Source organism: Amycolatopsis sp. NPDC104863, from assembly GCF_055582965.1.
The window spans coordinates 26,719-43,979 of sequence record NZ_JBVJOW010000007.1 but is presented as its reverse complement, the minus strand read 5'-3'; the positions used below and the strand labels follow the sequence as shown (position 1 = coordinate 43,979).

18 protein-coding genes, 2 tRNA genes and 1 other RNA gene are annotated in these 17,261 nt (G+C 68.5%); 9 read left to right on the top strand and 12 right to left on the bottom strand.

Annotated features, from left to right (window positions below):
* Window positions 1-4 precede the first annotated feature (4 nt).
* Both ACZ63J_RS33755 and ACZ63J_RS33750 read left to right on the top strand, forming a co-directional pair.
* Window positions 5-787, top strand: a complete 783-nt coding sequence (locus ACZ63J_RS33755; RefSeq protein WP_465398808.1) for an IclR family transcriptional regulator — start codon at window positions 5-7, stop codon at window positions 785-787.
* A 77-nt stretch (window positions 788-864) separates the two neighbouring features.
* Window positions 865-2,106, top strand: coding sequence for a GGDEF domain-containing protein (locus ACZ63J_RS33750; protein WP_465398807.1), 1,242 nt, complete (start codon window positions 865-867; stop codon window positions 2,104-2,106).
* A gap of 10 nt (window positions 2,107-2,116) precedes the next feature.
* On the opposite strand, the gene ACZ63J_RS33745 is transcribed toward ACZ63J_RS33750, so the two are convergent.
* Complete coding sequence (locus ACZ63J_RS33745; RefSeq protein WP_465311718.1) at window positions 2,117-2,329, bottom strand: hypothetical protein; 213 nt, start codon at window positions 2,327-2,329, stop codon at window positions 2,117-2,119.
* Between the two features lie 517 nt (window positions 2,330-2,846).
* On the opposite strand from ACZ63J_RS33745, the gene ACZ63J_RS33740 reads away from it, so the two are divergent.
* Window positions 2,847-3,812 (top strand): hypothetical protein, encoded by a 966-nt coding sequence (locus tag ACZ63J_RS33740; RefSeq protein ID WP_465398806.1) that lies wholly within the window; start codon window positions 2,847-2,849, stop codon window positions 3,810-3,812.
* 205 nt (window positions 3,813-4,017) lie between these two features.
* On the opposite strand, the gene ssrA is transcribed toward ACZ63J_RS33740, so the two are convergent.
* Window positions 4,018-4,386, bottom strand: a transfer-messenger RNA (tmRNA) gene (ssrA, locus tag ACZ63J_RS33735).
* 159 nt (window positions 4,387-4,545) lie between these two features.
* Here ssrA and ACZ63J_RS33730 point away from each other — a divergent pair.
* Genes ACZ63J_RS33730 through ACZ63J_RS33720 form a run of 3 tightly spaced genes read left to right on the top strand, consistent with a single transcriptional unit; the run spans window position 4,546 to window position 7,028 of the window.
* Window positions 4,546-5,220 (top strand): sensor domain-containing protein, encoded by a 675-nt coding sequence (locus ACZ63J_RS33730; protein ID WP_465398805.1) that lies wholly within the window; start codon window positions 4,546-4,548, stop codon window positions 5,218-5,220.
* Window positions 5,217-6,347 carry a sensor histidine kinase gene (locus ACZ63J_RS33725; protein WP_465338559.1) on the top strand — a complete coding sequence of 377 codons (1,131 nt, stop codon included), beginning with the start codon at window positions 5,217-5,219 and terminating at the stop codon, window positions 6,345-6,347. The genes ACZ63J_RS33730 and ACZ63J_RS33725 overlap by 4 nt, the downstream gene beginning before the upstream one ends.
* A 39-nt stretch (window positions 6,348-6,386) precedes the next feature.
* Entirely contained in the window at window positions 6,387-7,028 is a 642-nt protein-coding gene (locus ACZ63J_RS33720) for a response regulator transcription factor (protein WP_465398804.1), read from the top strand.
* A gap of 130 nt (window positions 7,029-7,158) precedes the next feature.
* Here ACZ63J_RS33720 and ACZ63J_RS33715 read toward each other — a convergent pair whose 3' ends face one another.
* Complete coding sequence (locus tag ACZ63J_RS33715) at window positions 7,159-7,614, bottom strand: hypothetical protein (protein WP_465398803.1); 456 nt, start codon at window positions 7,612-7,614, stop codon at window positions 7,159-7,161.
* 332 nt (window positions 7,615-7,946) lie between these two features.
* Here ACZ63J_RS33715 and ACZ63J_RS33710 point away from each other — a divergent pair, with 332 nt between their 5' ends.
* Both ACZ63J_RS33710 and ACZ63J_RS33705 read left to right on the top strand, forming a co-directional pair.
* Window positions 7,947-8,171 (top strand): hypothetical protein, encoded by a 225-nt coding sequence (locus ACZ63J_RS33710; RefSeq protein ID WP_465311722.1) that lies wholly within the window; start codon window positions 7,947-7,949, stop codon window positions 8,169-8,171.
* Between the two features lie 94 nt (window positions 8,172-8,265).
* Window positions 8,266-9,567, top strand: coding sequence for an acyltransferase family protein (locus tag ACZ63J_RS33705; RefSeq protein ID WP_465398802.1), 1,302 nt, complete (start codon window positions 8,266-8,268; stop codon window positions 9,565-9,567).
* Here the strand turns inward: ACZ63J_RS33705 and ACZ63J_RS33700 are convergent.
* From ACZ63J_RS33700 to ACZ63J_RS33665, 8 genes are all read right to left on the bottom strand, one after another.
* Window positions 9,557-10,453, bottom strand: a complete 897-nt coding sequence (locus ACZ63J_RS33700) for an amidohydrolase family protein (protein ID WP_465398801.1) — start codon at window positions 10,451-10,453, stop codon at window positions 9,557-9,559. The genes ACZ63J_RS33705 and ACZ63J_RS33700 overlap by 11 nt on opposite strands.
* A complete protein-coding gene (gene smpB / locus ACZ63J_RS33695) occupies window positions 10,450-10,932 on the bottom strand; it encodes an SsrA-binding protein SmpB (RefSeq protein ID WP_043776590.1) in 483 nt (160 codons plus the stop codon). Before smpB ends, ACZ63J_RS33700 begins: the two co-directional genes overlap by 4 nt.
* Before the next feature lie 46 nt (window positions 10,933-10,978).
* On the bottom strand, window positions 10,979-11,872 hold the full coding sequence (gene ftsX, locus ACZ63J_RS33690; RefSeq protein WP_465311725.1) for a permease-like cell division protein FtsX: 894 nt from the start codon (window positions 11,870-11,872) through the stop codon (window positions 10,979-10,981).
* A gap of 46 nt (window positions 11,873-11,918) precedes the next feature.
* Entirely contained in the window at window positions 11,919-12,608 is a 690-nt protein-coding gene (ftsE, locus tag ACZ63J_RS33685) for a cell division ATP-binding protein FtsE (RefSeq protein ID WP_155544587.1), read from the bottom strand.
* Window positions 12,609-12,719: 111 nt separating this feature from the next.
* A complete protein-coding gene (gene prfB / locus ACZ63J_RS33680; RefSeq protein ID WP_465398800.1) occupies window positions 12,720-13,823 on the bottom strand; it encodes a peptide chain release factor 2 in 1,104 nt (367 codons plus the stop codon).
* Window positions 13,824-13,886: 63 nt separating this feature from the next.
* Window positions 13,887-14,387, bottom strand: a complete 501-nt coding sequence (locus ACZ63J_RS33675) for a PadR family transcriptional regulator (protein WP_465311727.1) — start codon at window positions 14,385-14,387, stop codon at window positions 13,887-13,889.
* A 381-nt stretch (window positions 14,388-14,768) separates the two neighbouring features.
* A tRNA-Met gene (locus ACZ63J_RS33670) sits at window positions 14,769-14,845 on the bottom strand.
* A 77-nt stretch (window positions 14,846-14,922) separates the two neighbouring features.
* Window positions 14,923-15,507: a TetR/AcrR family transcriptional regulator C-terminal domain-containing protein gene (locus ACZ63J_RS33665; RefSeq protein ID WP_465398799.1), complete on the bottom strand. Its 585-nt coding sequence runs from the start codon at window positions 15,505-15,507 to the stop codon at window positions 14,923-14,925.
* Between the two features lie 94 nt (window positions 15,508-15,601).
* Here ACZ63J_RS33665 and ACZ63J_RS33660 point away from each other — a divergent pair, with 94 nt between their 5' ends.
* Complete coding sequence (locus ACZ63J_RS33660; RefSeq protein WP_465398798.1) at window positions 15,602-17,023, top strand: FAD-dependent monooxygenase; 1,422 nt, start codon at window positions 15,602-15,604, stop codon at window positions 17,021-17,023.
* A gap of 130 nt (window positions 17,024-17,153) precedes the next feature.
* Here the strand turns inward: ACZ63J_RS33660 and ACZ63J_RS33655 are convergent.
* Window positions 17,154-17,227: transfer RNA gene (locus ACZ63J_RS33655), tRNA-Met, on the bottom strand.
* Window positions 17,228-17,261 lie beyond the last annotated feature (34 nt).

Sequence of the window (17,261 nt, the reverse complement as noted above, 5' to 3'; positions counted from 1 at the left end):
GGTGATGGGCGACAGCAGTGAGGTGCCGGCGCTGCGCCGCGGCCTGGCGGTGCTCCGCCTGCTGGCGACGCGTCCCGGCCCGGTCACGGCGGCGGCGATCGCGCGCGAGGCGGGTCTCCCCCGCTCGACGACGTACCACCTGCTCAGCGAGCTGGAGGCGGCCGGCTTTGTTGTCCACCTGCCCGCGGAACGCCGCTACGGCCTGGGCATCGCGGCTTTCGAGCTGGGCTCGGCCTACCTGCGCCACGACCCGCTCGAACGCCTGGCGGGCCCGCTGCTGCGCAAGCTGGTCGACCGTGCCGGCCACACCGCACACCTGGGCGTCCTGCACGGCAACGAGTCGCTGTACCTGATCAAGGAACGCCCGGCCCGCCCGGAAACGCTGGTCACCGAGGTGGGCGTCCGCCTGCCCGGCCAGCTCACGGCGTCCGGCCGCGCGATCCTGCGCCACCTGCCGGCCCCGCACGTCCGGGCCCTGTTCCCCTCGGCGTCGGCCTTCGTCCTCCGGACCGACCGCGGCCCCCGGACACTGGCCGAGCTGCGCCGCACCCTGACGGCCGAGCGGAACCTGGGGTGGTCGGTGGAAGACGGCCACGTGACCGAGGGGTTCGCCTCGGTGGCGTGCGCGGTCTTCGACCACGGCGCTCGCCCGATGGCGGCGATCAGCGTGACGCTGCGCCACCACTGCACCACAGAACCCTGCGAAGAAACCTGGCCGGACCTGGCGGCGGAAGTGTCGGCGACAGCCGCCGACCTGACGACGAGAATCGGCGGCCACCCGGGCTGACGTGCTGCGGCGAACGGCCCAACTGGCGCCGGACGCCTCGATTCCGCTCCGCACGGTATCTACCGTTTCCAGGGGCGATGGACACCACGAGCACGCTCCGGCGCTGGGCACTGTGGGAGCAGGGCGCCCGCGTGGCCGGCTACTGCCTGGTGAGCGAGGCCGCGGCGGTGGTGCTGACGCTGCGGCCGTCCCCGGTGCCGGTCGACCGGCGGACGCTGGCCGCGCTCGGGACGCTGCTGGTCCTCGGGGTGGTCCAGGCCGAGATCGGGCGGCGGGTCGAGCGGAACCAGCGCAGGCTGTCGAAGGCGCCGCACATCAACATGACGTCGGTGTGGACGTTCGCCGGGGTGCTGCTGCTCCCGCCGGTGCTGCTCGCGGCCCTGGCCGCCGGGCTGTACCTGCACCTGGCGCTGCGCAGCTGGTACCGGCTGCTGCCGGTGTGGCGCACGATCAGCAACGCGGCGATCATCCTGCTCTCGTGCCACGCCGCCCAGGAGGTCCTGTACCTGACCGGCACCGCGGACATCCGCGCGGCGGTGACCCGCGGCTGGCCCGGAACGTTCGCGGTGGCGGCGTCCCTGGCGACGTTCTTCGTGGTCAACGCGCTGCTGGTGCTCCCCGCCCGCCGCGAGCCGGGCGGGACGCCGGTGGCGTTGTTCGGCACGTGGTCGGACAACGGCCTGGAGATGGCCACGCTGTGCCTGGGCGCCCTGACCGCGCTCGCGCTGGCGACGTTGCCGGGCCTGGTGGTCCTGGCGCTGCCCCAGGTGCTGCTCCTCCACCGGACGGTGCTGGTGAAGCAGTGGGAGACCGCCGCGCACCGCGACGACAAGACGGGTCTCCACAACGCGGGCGGCTGGCGCCGGCTGGCCGAACGAACCCTGCGCGACGCGAAACGCCACAACAGCACGTTCGGCCTGCTGATGCTGGACCTGGATCACTTCAAGAGGGTGAACGACACCCACGGGCACCTGGCGGGCGACGCGGTGTTACGGGCGGTAGCCCGCACGATCACCTCGGCGGTCCGCAGCCGCGAAGACGCCGTCGGACGCTTCGGCGGCGAAGAATTCGTGGTCCTGCTCCCGGCGATCGACAACCCGGGCGTGAGCTCGATCGCCGAGCGAATCCGTGAAGCGATCAGCACCCTGACCGTCCCACTGGGACAGTCCTCGATCACAGGCCTGTCGGTGTCGATAGGCGTCGCCACCTACCCACGAACCGCACCAAGCCTGCAGCGCCTCCTGGACGCGGCGGACACCGCGCTCTACGAAGCGAAGTCAGCCGGCCGAAACAGAGTGGTCCAGGCCCCGGACGTCTGACCGCAAAGAATCAGGCCGAGGTCCGCTGCCGCCGCCCGACATCAAGCCCGAGCATCGCCAGCAACTCAGCGCACTCCCTCGAATCCGAGGAGTGGCCGGCCACGGTGATCAGCGCCCGATCATTCTGCTCGGCGAGCCGTTCCGCCTCCTCAGCGCGTATGACACCCATACGGCTGTCTTCGTCATTGGCGGTAGAGCTGCCATTTTGCCGGGCCCAGGTCATCTGGCCACCTACTTCCGGCCCCAGCGGGTGCGGAGCCATGGTCGGGTCCCCAGCATGACACTCACACAATCTTCACCCACAAGTGGCCCCCACCACACAGTCGACGGACGGCCCCCTTCCATCGGTAACCGGCACACCACCCCGGAAGATCCCCACCCACGGATCCCCTGAGCTCTCAGCACAGTCCGCCGACAGGCATGGCCACCCGTAACAAAGCAACAGACCTCGAACGACTCTGGAGAAGCCCGAAACACGCCTGCCCAGGAGCCGGCTTGAACGCGAAGAGGGAACGATGAGTCACCGTCAGTGCTCCACGGCAGAGGGTCGCCAACCTGCGGCAAGCGTGTCGGTGTCGCTTACGAGGCAGGCTCGTGGTAAGAATGCCGCAGCGGCAGGGCGTGACAAATGTCACCCCGCAGTGTTAATATTGAAAGTTTGGCACCCTCAATAGCCGCGGGCGAATTGATCACACAGAGGAGACAGCATGGGCGACAACTGACAAGGATTCGAGGCGACCGTGCCCTGGCGTTCCTGGACAACCGCAGCCACCCGCAAGACGTCACGCACGCTGACCAACCCACGAGTCTGGTATCGGGTCGGCGTAACTCTACTGATCGTTATTGGCTTACTCGGCGAACTGCTCGGTCACAACAGGCTACACGAGGGCACGTTTGCCCAGTCCACCATTCTCGGCCTGAGTGAGGCCCTTCTTATCAGCGGCATCCTCGCCGTCGTGGTGGACCCCTTCCTCAAGCAGCGGATCCAAGAGGAATCGGCTTGGGCGGGAATTTTCGGGTTCTTGAACGACAAGGCCCCGTCAGGTCTCCGCAAGTCACTGCAGGAGCTGGCAGCTTGTGAGGTCTTCTTCCCCAAGACGAAGTGGACACTGGACTTCGCGTGGAAGGACCAGGCGCTGGGGGTCCTGTCTCTGACCATATCGGTTCAAAGCACTGGTCAGAACATCAGTCGCAAGCCGCACAAGCTCGACGGCAAGCTCTGGATACTCGCCTCCACCGCCGGGTTCCGGAGTCAGTACCTGAAGTACTCTGCAAGCTGCCCCGAAGCGTTCACGTCGGTTGACCTCAGTGACGATCGCCTGGTCCCGCACGTCACCACCCAGAGCGACGGCTCACTGGTACTGGACGAGGTATCCGCCTGCGGCCATCGCGAGATACCGGCGGGAAAGACCTTCGAGATAGCGCGACAGGCGCGAATGTTCCGGCACAAGACCGGCTACGTTCCCCTGCAGCACTCCCGCTTCGGCGAAGAGCTCGAGATCGAGCTGAGAGGCTCCGCCCTGAGCGACATCGAACTCCGGGTCATCCACCCCCGCGAAACAGGCCGGAAGAAGCCATCCGAAAAGAAGCGCCTCCCCGGCCAACCGGCCAAACCGGACATATACCACTTCAGTCGGATCACGCCAGGCCAGGTGACGATAGTTTCCTGGAAGCCATCAGGCCCGACCGAAGACCAGGCAGCCTGACAGCCCCTCCCCCACACACCGCAAGATCCCCACCCACCCGCACCACGACGGGGGCAAGGGGCGGAGCCCCAAAAGAGGGCCCGGGGCGAAGCCCCGAGGGGTCCAGGGGGCGGAGCCCCTTGGCGGGGGCTTGGGGGTCCGACCCCCAAAAAAGCACCCGAGAACGAAGGAAAGGCCCAGCCCCGAAGGGGCGTGGGCCTTCCCGAAGTGGAGGTGCCGGGAATTGAACCCGGGTCCTCTGGCGTATCAACAGGACTTCTCCGTGCGCAGTCCGCTACGTCTCTGCTTGGCCCCCTCGGTCACGCGAACAAGCCGAGGTGACGAGCCCAGCCACTGTTTGCTTCACGACAGTTCCCCGTGGCCGGGACTGCCGCTGAGCCTCCTAGCTGATGCCGGTACCCGGGCCGGAGGCGAACCCGGGCCGACAGAGACGCACTCGCTCAGGCGGCGAGGGCGTACTCGCGCTGACTGGAGTCGGCGCTTATTTGGTTGCGATGACGCTTAACGGTGGTCTCTCGCCTGCACCGGCACGCTTCTCCTGAATCAACGTCCAAAGTCGAAACCGTTCACCCCCTTGGTGGGAACACAACCTGTCCATCATAACGCGTGCCGCCACTGCTTTGCTTCCCGCGGGTAGGGCTAGCCCTACCGGGAGGATGCCCGCGCGCACCATGTCGGGCGCGCCCTCGAACCGCGAGGCTGGGAGCCATCGTGGGATGAAGGGAGCCTGGTCATGGGTGACGAGAGGCGGGATCCGCCGTTCGGCGGTTCGGTGGTGTTCCTGCTGATGAACCTGCCGCTGGGGGTGGCGGCGTTCGCGTTGCTGACGTCGTTGACGGCGGCCGGGCTGGGGACCGCGGTGGTGTGGGTGGGCGTGGGCCTGCTCGCGCTGCTCGTGCTGGCGGTGCGGGGGGCCGCCCGCCTGGAGCGTGCGCGGGTCTACGCGCTGCTGGACCGGTACATCGACCTGCCGTACCTGCCCTTGCCGGCGCAGGGGCAGAAGCTGCGGTGGAAGGGGCGGCTGAAGGACCTGTCGACGTGGCGGGACCTGGCCTACTTCTTCGTCCTGTTCCCGCTGGGCATCGTCGAGTTCGTGCTGGTCACGGCGTTCTGGTCGACGAGCCTGGCGCTGGCGGGGCTGCCGATCTACTTCCGGTGGCTGCCGGACGGCGCGTACTACTTCCCGTCGTACGACCTGCGGTGGCTGAGCGTGGATTCGACGGTGGAAGCGCTACCGTGGGCAGCGCTGGGGGTGCTGTTCATCGCGTTGTCCGTGGCGCTGACGAAGGCGCTGGCGGGGTTGCACGCCCGGCTGGCGAACTCGCTGCTGGGGCCGACCGTGGCGCAGCGCCGTCGGATGGAGCGCTGGTGGGAAGAAGCGGAAGAGAAGAACCTGGTGGCGGGATGACCGAGGCGCAACCGGTGGAGCACCCGCGGCCGAACCCGGCCCGCACGATCGTCTACATGATCGTGAGCTTCGTCTTCCGGATCCTGCAGTTCGTGCTGATCGTGACGGGGATCGCGGTCGGGGTGGGCACGGTCGTGGTGTGGGTCGGGTTCCCGATCCTGCTCGCGACGACGAGCTTCGTCCGCTGGTCGGGGGACCGCGAGCGGGGCTGGCTGGGGTCGATGCTGCAGGTGCCGCTGCCGCCGGTGGAGCGGCGCGCGGTCGAGGGGATGCCGCTGGTCCGCCGGTGGATGACGCGGCTGAGCGACCCGACGACGTGGCGTGACCTGGCGTACCTGATGGCGGCGTTCCCGCTGGCCTGTGTGGAGCTCGGGATCGCGCTGGCGTCGATCGTGCTGCTGCCGATGGCGATCTGGGTGACGCCGTGGCTGGGCTGGCTGCACGGCGAGATGGGTGTCGCGCTGCTGGGCCCGAACCGCACGAAGCGGCTGGAGCAGAAGGCCGAACGGCTGCAGGCTTCACGGGCGCGGGGCGTCGACGCGGCGGAGGCCGAACGCCGCCGCATCGAGCGTGACCTGCACGACGGCGCGCAGCAGCGGCTGGTCGCGGTCGCGATGAGCCTGGGCCGCGCGAAGTCGAAGTTCGACCACGACCCGCAGGGTGTGCGCGACCTGATCGACGAGGCGCACGCGGACGCGAAGCTCGCGGTGTCGGAGCTGCGCGACCTGGCGCGCGGCATCTACCCGGCGGTCCTCGGCGACCGCGGGCTCGACGCGGCGCTGTCGGCCCAGGCGGCGAAGTCGCCGATCCCGGTGGACGTGACGGTGACCGTGGACCCGCGCCCGCCGGCCGCGGTGGAGACGACGGCGTACTTCATCGTCGGCGAGACCCTGACGAACATCGCGAAGCACTCCGGAGCGTCCGAAGCGGCGGTGAAGGTGTGGCGGACGGACGACCACGTCGTCGTCGAGATCACCGACAATGGCCACGGCGGCGCCGAGGTGCGTCCCGGCGGCGGGCTGGCCGGCCTGGCCGACCGCGCCGCGACGATCGACGGTGTGATCACCGTGGTCAGCCCCGTCGGCGGGCCGACCGTGATCCGGGCTGACCTGCCCTGCCAATGGTGAATAAGCTGGCTCCCGTTCATCCACGAGCTTGGGGGCCGGATGCGGGTAGTCATCGCCGAAGACGCCGTCCTGCTGCGGGCGGGGATCACGCGCCTGCTCGCCGACGAGGGCATCGAGACGGCCGCGGCCGTCGACAACGGGGACGACCTGCTCGGCGCGGTCAAGGAACATCGCCCTGACCTGGCGATCGTGGACGTCCGGATGCCCCCGACGTTCACCGACGAGGGCCTGCGCGCCGCACTGGCGGCCCGCAAGGAGATCCCGGGGCTCCCGGTGCTGGTGCTCTCCCAGTACGTCGAGGAGTCGTACGCGGTGGAGCTGCTGTCGGGCGGCGCCGGCGGAGTCGGCTACCTGCTGAAGGAGCGCGTGGCGGACGTCGCGGACTTCCTCGACGCGGTCCGCCGAGTCGCGGCCGGCGGCACGGCGATCGACCCGGACGTCATCGCCCAGCTGATGGCCCGCGGCCGCCGCAACCCCCTCGACGCGCTGACCGCCCGCGAGTCGGAGGTCCTCGGCCTGATGGCCCAGGGCCTGTCCAACACGGCGATCGCGAACTCCCTCGTGGTTTCACACGGCGCGGTGGAGAAGCACATCGGCAACATCTTCTCGAAGCTCGGCCTGGAGGCGAGCGCGGAGGAGCACCGTCGCGTTCGTGCGGTCTTGACCTACCTGGGCCGCTGAGCGCCGCGAACCACCGCGCCGGGTTCGCGCCGACCGTGGGGCCCTAGGGCGTGTCTGATAAAGCGTGGATTCGCGCGGTTGCGGCGTGGATGAGGACTGCAGCTGGATGCATGCGGCCAATCGCCTCGGGTCAGGTCCGCTTGCGGCTCGCGATCTCGTCAGAGATCTGCTGCACACGGGCGGGGTCCGCATCCCTGGCAAGGGAGACGTAGTGGTCCATGACGGTCGGCCGGTAGCGCACAGGAAACGTCTGTCCTGGAGCGAGTCGAGTGAGCTCGGTGATCGTGAGGTCTTCGTCTGCGATACCGCGGAACGAGAGGCCGCCGACGGTCTCCACGTCGAACATCAGGACCACGCGTGGATTGCTGTTGACCTCCCGCCAGTCGACGAGAACACCGAGCGCAAGCGTCCCCGTACGCAGTTCCGCATTGCGCTTCCTCGCATCACCGCTCAGGAGCGGGTTCGGGGCGACGCCCGGGAAGTCGGGCCCGACGCCGAGCGATTCCCGACTCAGGTCCGGCCTGAGCTGCGCCATCAGATCGTTCAGGTCGTTCACACCGTTGAGCTTTTTCTTCCAACCGAACACCCTGCCCCCTCCCACACGTCTGAGCTGGAACCTCGGCCTGGGGCTACGACTTCACCGTGATCATAGGTCGCGGTCATGCCTGACCTACGCCGCTTCGCCTCGTACCGATGGGGTCGCCGTCCGCGGTCACTGACGGGCTCGGTCGGCGGACCTGTCCAAGGCTCCCGCCGGCACCGTCGCGTTCGTGCGGTCCTCACCCATCTCGGCCGCTGAGCGCACATACGGTGACCAAAAGTCCCGTAGGGTGGACGTAGGGTCACCCGTTCCGCGGGCGGCACCCCTCGCACCGCTCACCTACCATGGGCGGACCTGACGTCGAGAGGAGCGCGCAGATGTCCGACGAGATCCGCTGCGTCCGCTTCTTCGGCGGCCCGCTCGACGGCCGGGTCCAGGAGCTCGGGGACGCCGAGCCGGTGCCCGGCACCGTGATCAAGCACATCCACCTGCACACCGGCCCGAAGATCGAGACGCGGTACGAGCTCGGCCTCACCGAGCACGGCTGGGAGTACCGCGTCGCCGCGAGCCGGCACGAACCCGAGCCGGACAACCGACGGTAGGGAGAACCCCCGGGTCCACCGGGGGCTGACAGGACCTCGAAGACGCCGGTCAGCACCGCTGTTTCCCCAGGTCGAAGCGACCAAGCTCAACGGCATGCAAACAAGCCGGGACCGCTTCCTCGACGTCGTCCGGGCGGGGGCCATCCTCGCCGTCATCGCCCAGCACTGGGTCATGCCGGTGCTGTCCTACTCCGACGGCCACCTCGCCACCGGGAACGCCCTCGCGACGCCGGGGTGGTGGGTCGTCACCTGGCTGAGCCAAGTGATGCCCCTGGTCTTCTTCGCCGGCGGCGCCGCCAACCTGATCTCGCTGAGCCGCGCCGGCTCGCCCCGGAAGTGGCTCGCCGCGCGCATCCGGCGGCTGATGGTCCCGGTGCTGCCGCTGATGGCGGTCTGGCTGGTCATGCCGGACTTCCTGCGCGGCCTGGGCGTCCCGCCCCAGCCGTTGCAGGTCGCCAGCGCGATCGCCGCCCAGCTGCTGTGGTTCCTCGCGGTGTACGTCCTGGTCGTGCTCCTGACGCCGCTGATGGTCGCCGCGCACCGGCACTGGGGACTGAAGGTGCCGCTGGTCATGGGCGCGGCAGGGATCCTCGTCGACGTCGCGCGCTTCAACGACCTCGGTTACATCGGGTACGCCAACGCGATCTTCGTCTGGGTCGCCGTCCACCAGCTCGGTTTCCACTACGTCGAAGGCCGCCTCGGCTCGCTCACCCGCCGGGCCGCGCTCGGCCTGTCCGCCGCCGGGTTCGGCGTCACCGCGCTGATGGTCGCGTTCGGCCCGTACCCGGCCAGCATGATCGGCATGCCGGGCGCACCGGTGTCGAACATGAGCCCGCCCACCGTGCTGCTCGCCTTCCTCGCCGTCGGCCAGATCGGCCTGCTGCTCGCCTTCCGCCCGCAGCTCAACGCGCTCGCCGAACGCCCCGGCGTCGGTTCCGCGCTCAGCTGGCTCGGCGCGCGGTTCATGAGCGTCTACCTCTGGCACATGCCGGCGCTGATCGTCGTCTCGGGGATCACGGTGTACGGCCTCGGTTACCAGACCCCGGCGCCGGGCACGGTGTTCTGGCTGGTCATGGCGCCCGCGTGGTTCGCGGTCTGCGGGCTGGTGCTGCTCGGCCTGCTGCGGCTGTTCGCGCACTTCGAGACGCAGCGCGACACCGCGGTCGTGACGGCGAGGCTGCCGCAGCTGGTCGTCGCCGGGCTGATGATCTCGGGCGGCCTGCTCGGGCTGGCCGCGCACGGCTTCGCCCCGCTCTCCGACGGCATCGTGCACGGACCGGTGCCGTGGGTGGTTCTCGCGACGGCCGGGTTCCTCCTGGCCGGCAAGCAGATCCCGGTGACCGACCTGCTCGGCCGCGCGGTGACCGTCACCGAACGGGCCACCGTCAGGCGCTGAGCAACCGCAGCGGGGTGTCGTGCAGGACGGCCCGCAGGAACGGCTCCCCCAGGCGATCGTCGGCGGCCCAGCCGGCGATCGCCTGCAGCTGCGTGGCGTAGGAGTACGGGATGTTCGGGAAGTCCGTGCCGAGCACCACGCGGTCGGCGTACGCGGCCAGCCGCGTGGTCCAGTCCGGTGGCAGCGGCGACATCTTCAGCGCGAACGGCACCCCGACCATCGTCGTGTCCAGGTGCACCCGCGGGTACTTCTCGAGCAGCTCGAAAGCGGCGCCGAACTCCGGCATCGCCGCGTGCGCGAGCACCGCCGTCAGGTCCGGGTACCGCGCGAGGACCTCTTCGAAGACCGCCAACCCGGTGAAGTCGCCCCGCAACGGACCGTGTCCACAGTGGACGACGACGGGCACGCCCGCGTCGGCCAGCGCGCCCCACACCGGTTTCAGCAGCTCGTCACGCGGGTCGTACGCGCCCACCTGCACGTGCGCCTTGAACACCCGGGCGCCGGCGCGCAGCGCACCGTCCACAGCGGACCCGGCGCCTTCCTCCGGGTAGAACGTGCCGGTCGGCATGGCGTCCGGGACCCGCGCGGCGAACTCCAGCGCCCAGTCCGTCAGCCACTCGGCCATTCCCGGCTTGTGCGGGTAGACCAGCGGCGCGAACCGCGTCACCCCGAGCGAGCGCAGGGTCGCCAGACGCTCCTCTTCGGACGTCCGGTAGTGCACCGGCCAGTCGGTGCCGTAGTGCGTCGAGGCCTGGTCGAAGTACGCCCAGACCTTGTCCATCACCGGCTTCGGCAGGAAGTGGACGTGCAGGTCGACCAGGCCCGGCAGGCCCAGCGACGCCGTCCAGCGCGCGACGTCGGCGTCGGAAGCCGGGCCCGCCGTCACTCCGTGAACCGGCCCTTCAGGGCGCGGCCCATGGCCTTCCTGATGTCCCGCTCCGCGTCGCGCTTGGCGAGCGTCTGCCGCTTGTCGTAGGCCTTCTTGCCCTGCGCCAGCGCGATCTCGACCTTGACCTTGCCGTCCTTGAAGTACATCGACAGCGGGACCAAGGAGAGCCCGCTCTCCTTGGTCTTGCCGATGAGCTTCTCGATCTCGCGCCGGTGCAGCAGCAGCTTCCGGGTGCGCCGCGGCATGTGGTTGGTCCACGTGCCCTGCGTGTACTCCGGGATGTGCACGTTGCGCAGCCACACTTCGCCGTCGTCGACGGTCGCGAACGCGTCCGCCAGGGACGCCTTGCCCTCGCGCAGGCTCTTCACCTCGGTGCCGACGAGCACGAGACCGCACTCGTAGGTGTCGAGAATGGAGTAATCGTGCCGCGCCTTGCGGTTCGACACGATCACCTTCTGGCCACGTTCCTTGGGCATACGACCACTCTACGTGATTCTCGAAGCGACGAGCAGCTGGTTAAACCTAGTGCCGGACGTACAGCCGCAGCGTGACGTAACCGGTGATGGCGGAGATCACCACGGAAACGCCCAGCAGGATCGGCGCGACCGGGAACAGCAGCTCCAGCATGGTGATCTTCGGGAAGACGTCGCCGGTGAACACCGAGTCGAGGAAGCTCGCCTTGGTCAGCACCAGCATGATGATCCCGAGGACCGCGCCGACCACGCCGGCGACCACCGCCTCCAGGAGGAACGGCAGCTGCGTGTACCACCGCGTCGCGCCGACGAGCCGCATGATGCCGACCTCGGTGCGCCGCGTGAACGCGGACACCTGGATCGTGTTGGCGATCAGCAGCAGCGCCGCGATGGCCATGATGAGCGCGGCGCCGAACGCCATGTTGCGGACACCGTTGAAGGCGTTGAAGACGCGGTCGAGGAACTTCTTCTGGTCGTCGACCTTCCGCACACCCGGCTTGGTCGAGTACTCCTGCACGATCGACTCGCTGCGGTCCGGGTCCTTCAGCTTCACGTGCAGTGACGCGGGCAGCGACTCCGGTCCGGTCAGCTGGACCAGTTCGGGCTGGCTTTCGAAGATCTTCTTGAAGCGCTCGAAAGCCTGGTCGCGGTTCTCGAACACGACGGACTCGACACCGTCGTTGCCCTGCAGGTCCGAGCGCAGCGACTGGCAGAGCGCCTGGGTGCAGTTCTTGTCCGTCGAGCTGATGTCGTCGGTGAGGTAGACCGAAACCTCGACGTCGGCGAGGAAGTTGGACTTCATCTTGTCGATCGTTCGCACGGCCAGGAGGCCGCCGCCGAGCATGGCGAGCGACACGGCCGTGGTCAGCATCATCGCGATGGTCATCGTGATGTTGCGGCGCAGGCCGGTGATGACCTCGCTGAAGACGAAACTGGCGCGCATGTCGGGGACTGGTCCTTGGGGTCGGGGGCTGGGCGGAGGTGGGCGGTCAGCGACCGATGCCGTAGACGCCGCGGGCGTCGTCGCGGATCACCCGGCCGAGCTGCAGCTCGACCACGCGGCGCCGCATGGAGTCCACGATGCCGTGGTCGTGGGTCGCCATCAGGACGGTGGTGCCGGTGCGGTTGATCCGCTCCAGCAGCAACATGATGTCCTGGCTGGTGTCGGGGTCCAGGTTCCCGGTCGGCTCGTCGGCGAGCAGCACCAGCGGCCGGTTCACGAACGCGCGCGCGATCGCGACACGCTGCTGCTCACCACCGGAGAGCTCGTTGGGGAGCCGGTCGGCCTTGCCGTCGAGGCCGACGAGCTCCAGCACCTCGGGCACGACCTTCTTGATGGTCGGGCCGGGCTTGCCGATGACCTCGAGGGCGAACGCCACGTTCTCCGCGACGGTCTTGTTGGCCAGCAGGCGGAAGTCCTGGAAGACGCAGCCGATGGTCTGCCGCAGGCGGGGGACCCGGCGGCGGGCCAGCTTGGCGACGTCGAAGTTGGACACCATCACGCGGCCCTTGCTCGGCGTCTCTTCGCGCAGCAGCAGCCGGAGGAAGGTCGACTTCCCCGATCCCGAGGGACCGATGAGGAAGACGAACTCACCCTTTTCGATGTCGACGGACACCCGCTCGAGCGCGGGCCGCGTCGAGGTCTTGTAGACCTTGGAAACCTCTTCGAGCCGGATCACGATTCGGCATACTACCCACCGGTCTCGTGAAGCCCCGGTTGCCCGGGCCACCCGGGTGGAGCAAGGGGCGTTTGCGCACGGTGAGCGGTCGCGCGAACACCCCTTGCGCCGTTAAACGGCCGCCGACTGCTTGCGCCAGCGGATGCCGGCGTCGAGGAAGCCGTCGATCTCGCCGTCGAGGACCGCGCTCGGGTTGCCGACCTCGAAGTCGGTCCGGAGGTCCTTGACCATCTGGTACGGGTGCAGGACGTAGGAGCGCATCTGGTTGCCCCAGCTGGAGCCGCCGTCCTTGAGCGCGTCCATCTCGGCGCGCTCCTCTTCCTTCTTACGCAGCATCAGCCGGGCCTGGAGGACCTTCAGCGCGGCGGCCTTGTTCTGCAGCTGCGACTTCTCGTTCTGGCAGGAGACGACGATGCCGGTCGGCAGGTGCGTGATGCGCACCGCGGAGTCGGTCGTGTTGACGCTCTGTCCACCCGGGCCGGACGAGCGGTAGACGTCGACGCGGATGTCCTTCTCCGCGATGTCGACGTGGTCGACCTCTTCGACCTCCGGCAGCACCTCGACGTGCGCGAACGACGTCTGGCGGCGGCTCTGGTTGTCGAACGGCGAGATCCGGACGAGCCGGTGGGTGCCCTGCTCGACCGAGAGGGTGCCGTAGACGTAGGGGGCGGTGACCTTGAACGTCGCCGACTTGATGCCCGCCTCTTCGGCGTAGGAGATGTCGTAGACGTCGGTCGGGTAGCCGTGGCGCTCGGCCCAGCGCAGGTACATGCGCAGGAGCATCTCGGCGAAGTCGGCCGCGTCGACGCCACCGGCCTCGGACCGGATCGTGACGACGGCGTTGCGGTCGTCGTACTCCCCGGAGAGCAGGGTGCGGACCTCGAGGCCGTCGACGGCCTTGCCGAGGTCGCCGAGCTCGGTTTCGGCCTCGCCCATGCTGCCGGCGTCGCCCTCGGCCTCGGCGAGTTCGTACAGCACGCCGAGGTCGTCGAGCCGCTGGCGCAGGTCGCTGACCCGCCGCAGCTCGCCCTGCCGGTGGGACAGCTGGCTGGTGACCTTCTGGGCCGCCTCCGGGTCGTCCCACAGGGTCGGGCTCGAAGCCTGCTGCTCCAAGTCGGCCACCTGGGCACGCAGCGCATCCAGGTCCATCACCGACTCGATCTGCGTCAGCTTGCCGGTCAGGTCCTTCAGTGCCGCGTCGAACTCATCACTCACGTTTGTCAAGGTTACGGCAAAACCCACGACCGGTTGCGAGGACCGGTCGTGGGAGTGCGAACCTCAGGCCGCGGGGATGGCGTCGAGCAGCTTCAGCGCGGCCTTCGCCTGCGCCTGGGCGAACTCGGCGACAGCCTTCTCGTACGGCCCGTCGGCGGCCTTGGTGGCCGTCTTCGCGTCGTCGAGCTGCTGGCTGTAGCTCGTCCGCGCCGACTCGAGCAGCGTCTGGCGCTGCTTCGCCGTCAGCGACCCCGCGTGCACGAGCCGCAGGATGAGCGGGCTGCGGAGGTGGTCAGGGCCGGCCTCGGAGGTCAGCCAGGCCTTGAAGGCCTTCTTCCCGGCCGCGGTGATCAGGTACTGCTGGCTGGAGCGCGGGCCCTGCTTGCCGAGCCGGACGAGGCCTTCCTTGGACAGCGCCGGGAGCTCCCGGTACACCTGGCTGCGGGTGACGCTGAAGAAGGCACCGAACCGCTCACCGGCCCCCGCGACGAGCTGCCCGCCGGTGGCGGGACCGTCGTGGAGCAGACCGAGCAGGGCGGCGGCTGTTGCATTCAATTCGGACACGTCCCCTAGATTCCCACTTATCGGCCGCTGTGTCCACAGTGGTCAGCGGATCTGTCCATTGTGGCTAGTGAGATCCCCTCGTTCGGCCCAATGCGAGCAGGTCCACAGTGGACCGCGGACACGCTGTGCAACCACCGGGGCCACGCATTGGTCCGACCAGCCGCATGCGAACGGCTCCGGCAACCACCAGGCAGGTGAGTTCGCCGGGCGGCCCCTCCCCGGCTTGGCCGACTCCGGACACGCACCGCAACCGCACCGGCCCGGGGTCCACATCGTGGAATCCGCGGTCATTCGACAGTTTCGCGGGAAAGTCGGCAGCAAAACTCGTGCGAACATGACAAAAGAGGCACGTTCCCGGATTTCCGAGAACGTGCCTCTTCGTGGTAGCGGGGACAGGATTTGAACCTGCGACCTCTGGGTTATGAGCCCAGCGAGCTACCGAGCTGCTCCACCCCGCGCCGTTGTGGTACTTGAATAGATTACACGGGGTGGCAACGCGGTTTACACCGGGGTCGCATAACGCTCTGACCAGGCATTACCCCACTCCGAGCCACTGGCGGGCTCCACTGAGGACCATCACCAGACCGTCTTCGAACCGCGAACCGACGTCGGCGAGGAGATCACCGGCCGCCTCGGTGCGGTAGCGCTCGTCCAGCTGCCCGGGCATCGGGTAGACGGCCTGCTCTTCGATCGTGAAGCCGACGACGTAGCTGTACACGGTGAACAGCGCCTGGGCCGCCCGGCGCGCGTCGAGGCCGGCGTCGATGCTCCGCCGCAGCGGGCTCCCCTCGACCAGGCCCGTGTCGCCGAGGAAGGTCCCGGCGAAGACCTTCCCGCCGTCCCGGTAGGCCAGCATCATGGCGCGCAGCGCCCGCGCGCGGTACGCGACGGCCTCCCACTCCCCCAGGTCGTCCGGCGGCCGCCGGTCCTCGAAGGAGTCGGCGTACATCTGCGTCGCCATTTCGTCGAGCAGCTCCTCCTTGTTCTTCAGGTGCCAGTAGAGCGCCGGCGCCTTGACCCCGAGGTCGGCGGCGATCAGCCGCAGCGTGAGCCCGTTGAGGCCGGCCTCGTTGAGCAGCTTCAGCCCCGAACGCGCGATGTCCCGCCTGGTCAGGGCCATGTTCCCGGATCTCCTCGTCGTACTCGCTTGACAGTTTAACGATGTTAAGGGCATCCTCGGGACAGGTCAATTTAACGTTGTTAAGGAGCTGGGGATGGACAACCTGAACGCCGGGGTGGTCGTCGCGGGGGCGGGGCCGACCGGGCTGATGCTGGCGAACGAGCTGGCGCTGGCCGGAGTGGACGTCGTGGTCCTGGAGCGGCTGCCCGGCCGCACCGGGCTGTCGAAGGCGCTGAACCTGCAGCCGCGGACGGCGGAGATGCTGGATCTGCGCGGTCTGCTCGGCCGGGCGGAGGAGCGCTCGTTCGCGACTGTCGCGGACGGACACTTCTCGGTGATCCCGGTGAGCTACGCCGGCTGGGACACGCGGCACCCGTACCAGGTGGGCATCCCGCAGGCGCAGGTCGAAGCGGCACTGGAGGAGCGTCTGGCCGAGCAGGGGGTGAAGGTGCTGCGCGGCCACGAACTGACCGGCTTCGAGCAGGACGCCACCGGCGTGACGGTCACGGCGGGCGACCTCCGGATCCGAGCGGCCTACCTGGTGGGCTGCGACGGCGGCCGCAGCACGGTCCGCAAGGCCCTGAACCTGCCGTTCGAAGGAATCGACGGCCGAGGCCACGGCGTCTCGGCCGACGTCCTCTTCCACCAAACACCACCAGGAGCGCCCACGGAGTGGCGCTCGATGGGCAACATGGTGACGTCCCTGAGCCCCGGCAAGTTCATCGGCCTGATCCCCCTGGCCGAACCAAACCTCTACCGCCTGAGCTACGGCGACCGCCTGAACCGCCCAGCAAACCTCCGAGCCCCAGTCCCCGAAGAAGAAGTCCACGCAGCAATCGAAGAACGCTTCGGCCCAGAAGCAAAGATCAAGGAGATCCGCTGGATCTCCCGCTTCTCAGACGACAGCCGCCTGGCGGCAAAGTACCGAGTGGGCCGAGTCCTCCTGGCAGGCGACGCGGCCCACACGCACTTCCCAGCCGGCGGCCAGGGCCTGAACCTGGGCATCCAGGACGCAATGAACCTGGGCTGGAAACTGTCAGCAGAACTGAACGGCCACGCACCACCAAAACTGCTGGACTCGTACGAAGAGGAGCGCCGCACAGTCGCATCAGACGTGCTCCAGAACGTAGCGGCCCAGAACGCCCTGATCCCCCTGACCCCAGACCAACTGGCCCTACGAGCCCTGTTCCGAGACCTGACAACGCTCCCGGAGGTCCAGCACAAGCTGTCAGGCCTGGTCTCCGGCCTCAACATCCGCTACAAGAGCAGCGAAAACCACCCAGCAGCAGGCGCCCGCCTCCCCGACTTCCCCGTAGGCAAAGGCTTCGCAAGCACCTTGTTCCACAGTGGAAAGTTCGTCCTACTGACAAAAACGCAAGAACAATCCCCACACCCAGAGGTAGTAGTAGCCGAGGTACCAACCCTCCCCTGGCCCGATCTAACGAGAATCCTGGTCCGCCCAGACGGCTACGTGGCAAACACAACGGGATCCACAAAAAGCTGGCTCACCACCTGACGCAACCAGGCACCGGGGGGTCCAGGGGCGGCGAAGCCCCCCTGGCGGGGGTCCGGGGGTTCGACCCCCGGGACAAATGCGAAGGAGGGGTGGCGGACGCATTCCGTCCGCACACCCCTCCCAACCTCTGTAGCGGGGACAGGATTTGAACCTGCGACCTCTGGGTTATGAGCCCAGCGAGCTACCGAGCTGCTCCACCCCGCGTCGTGACACCTACCTTACGCCCTGGTTTCGCGGG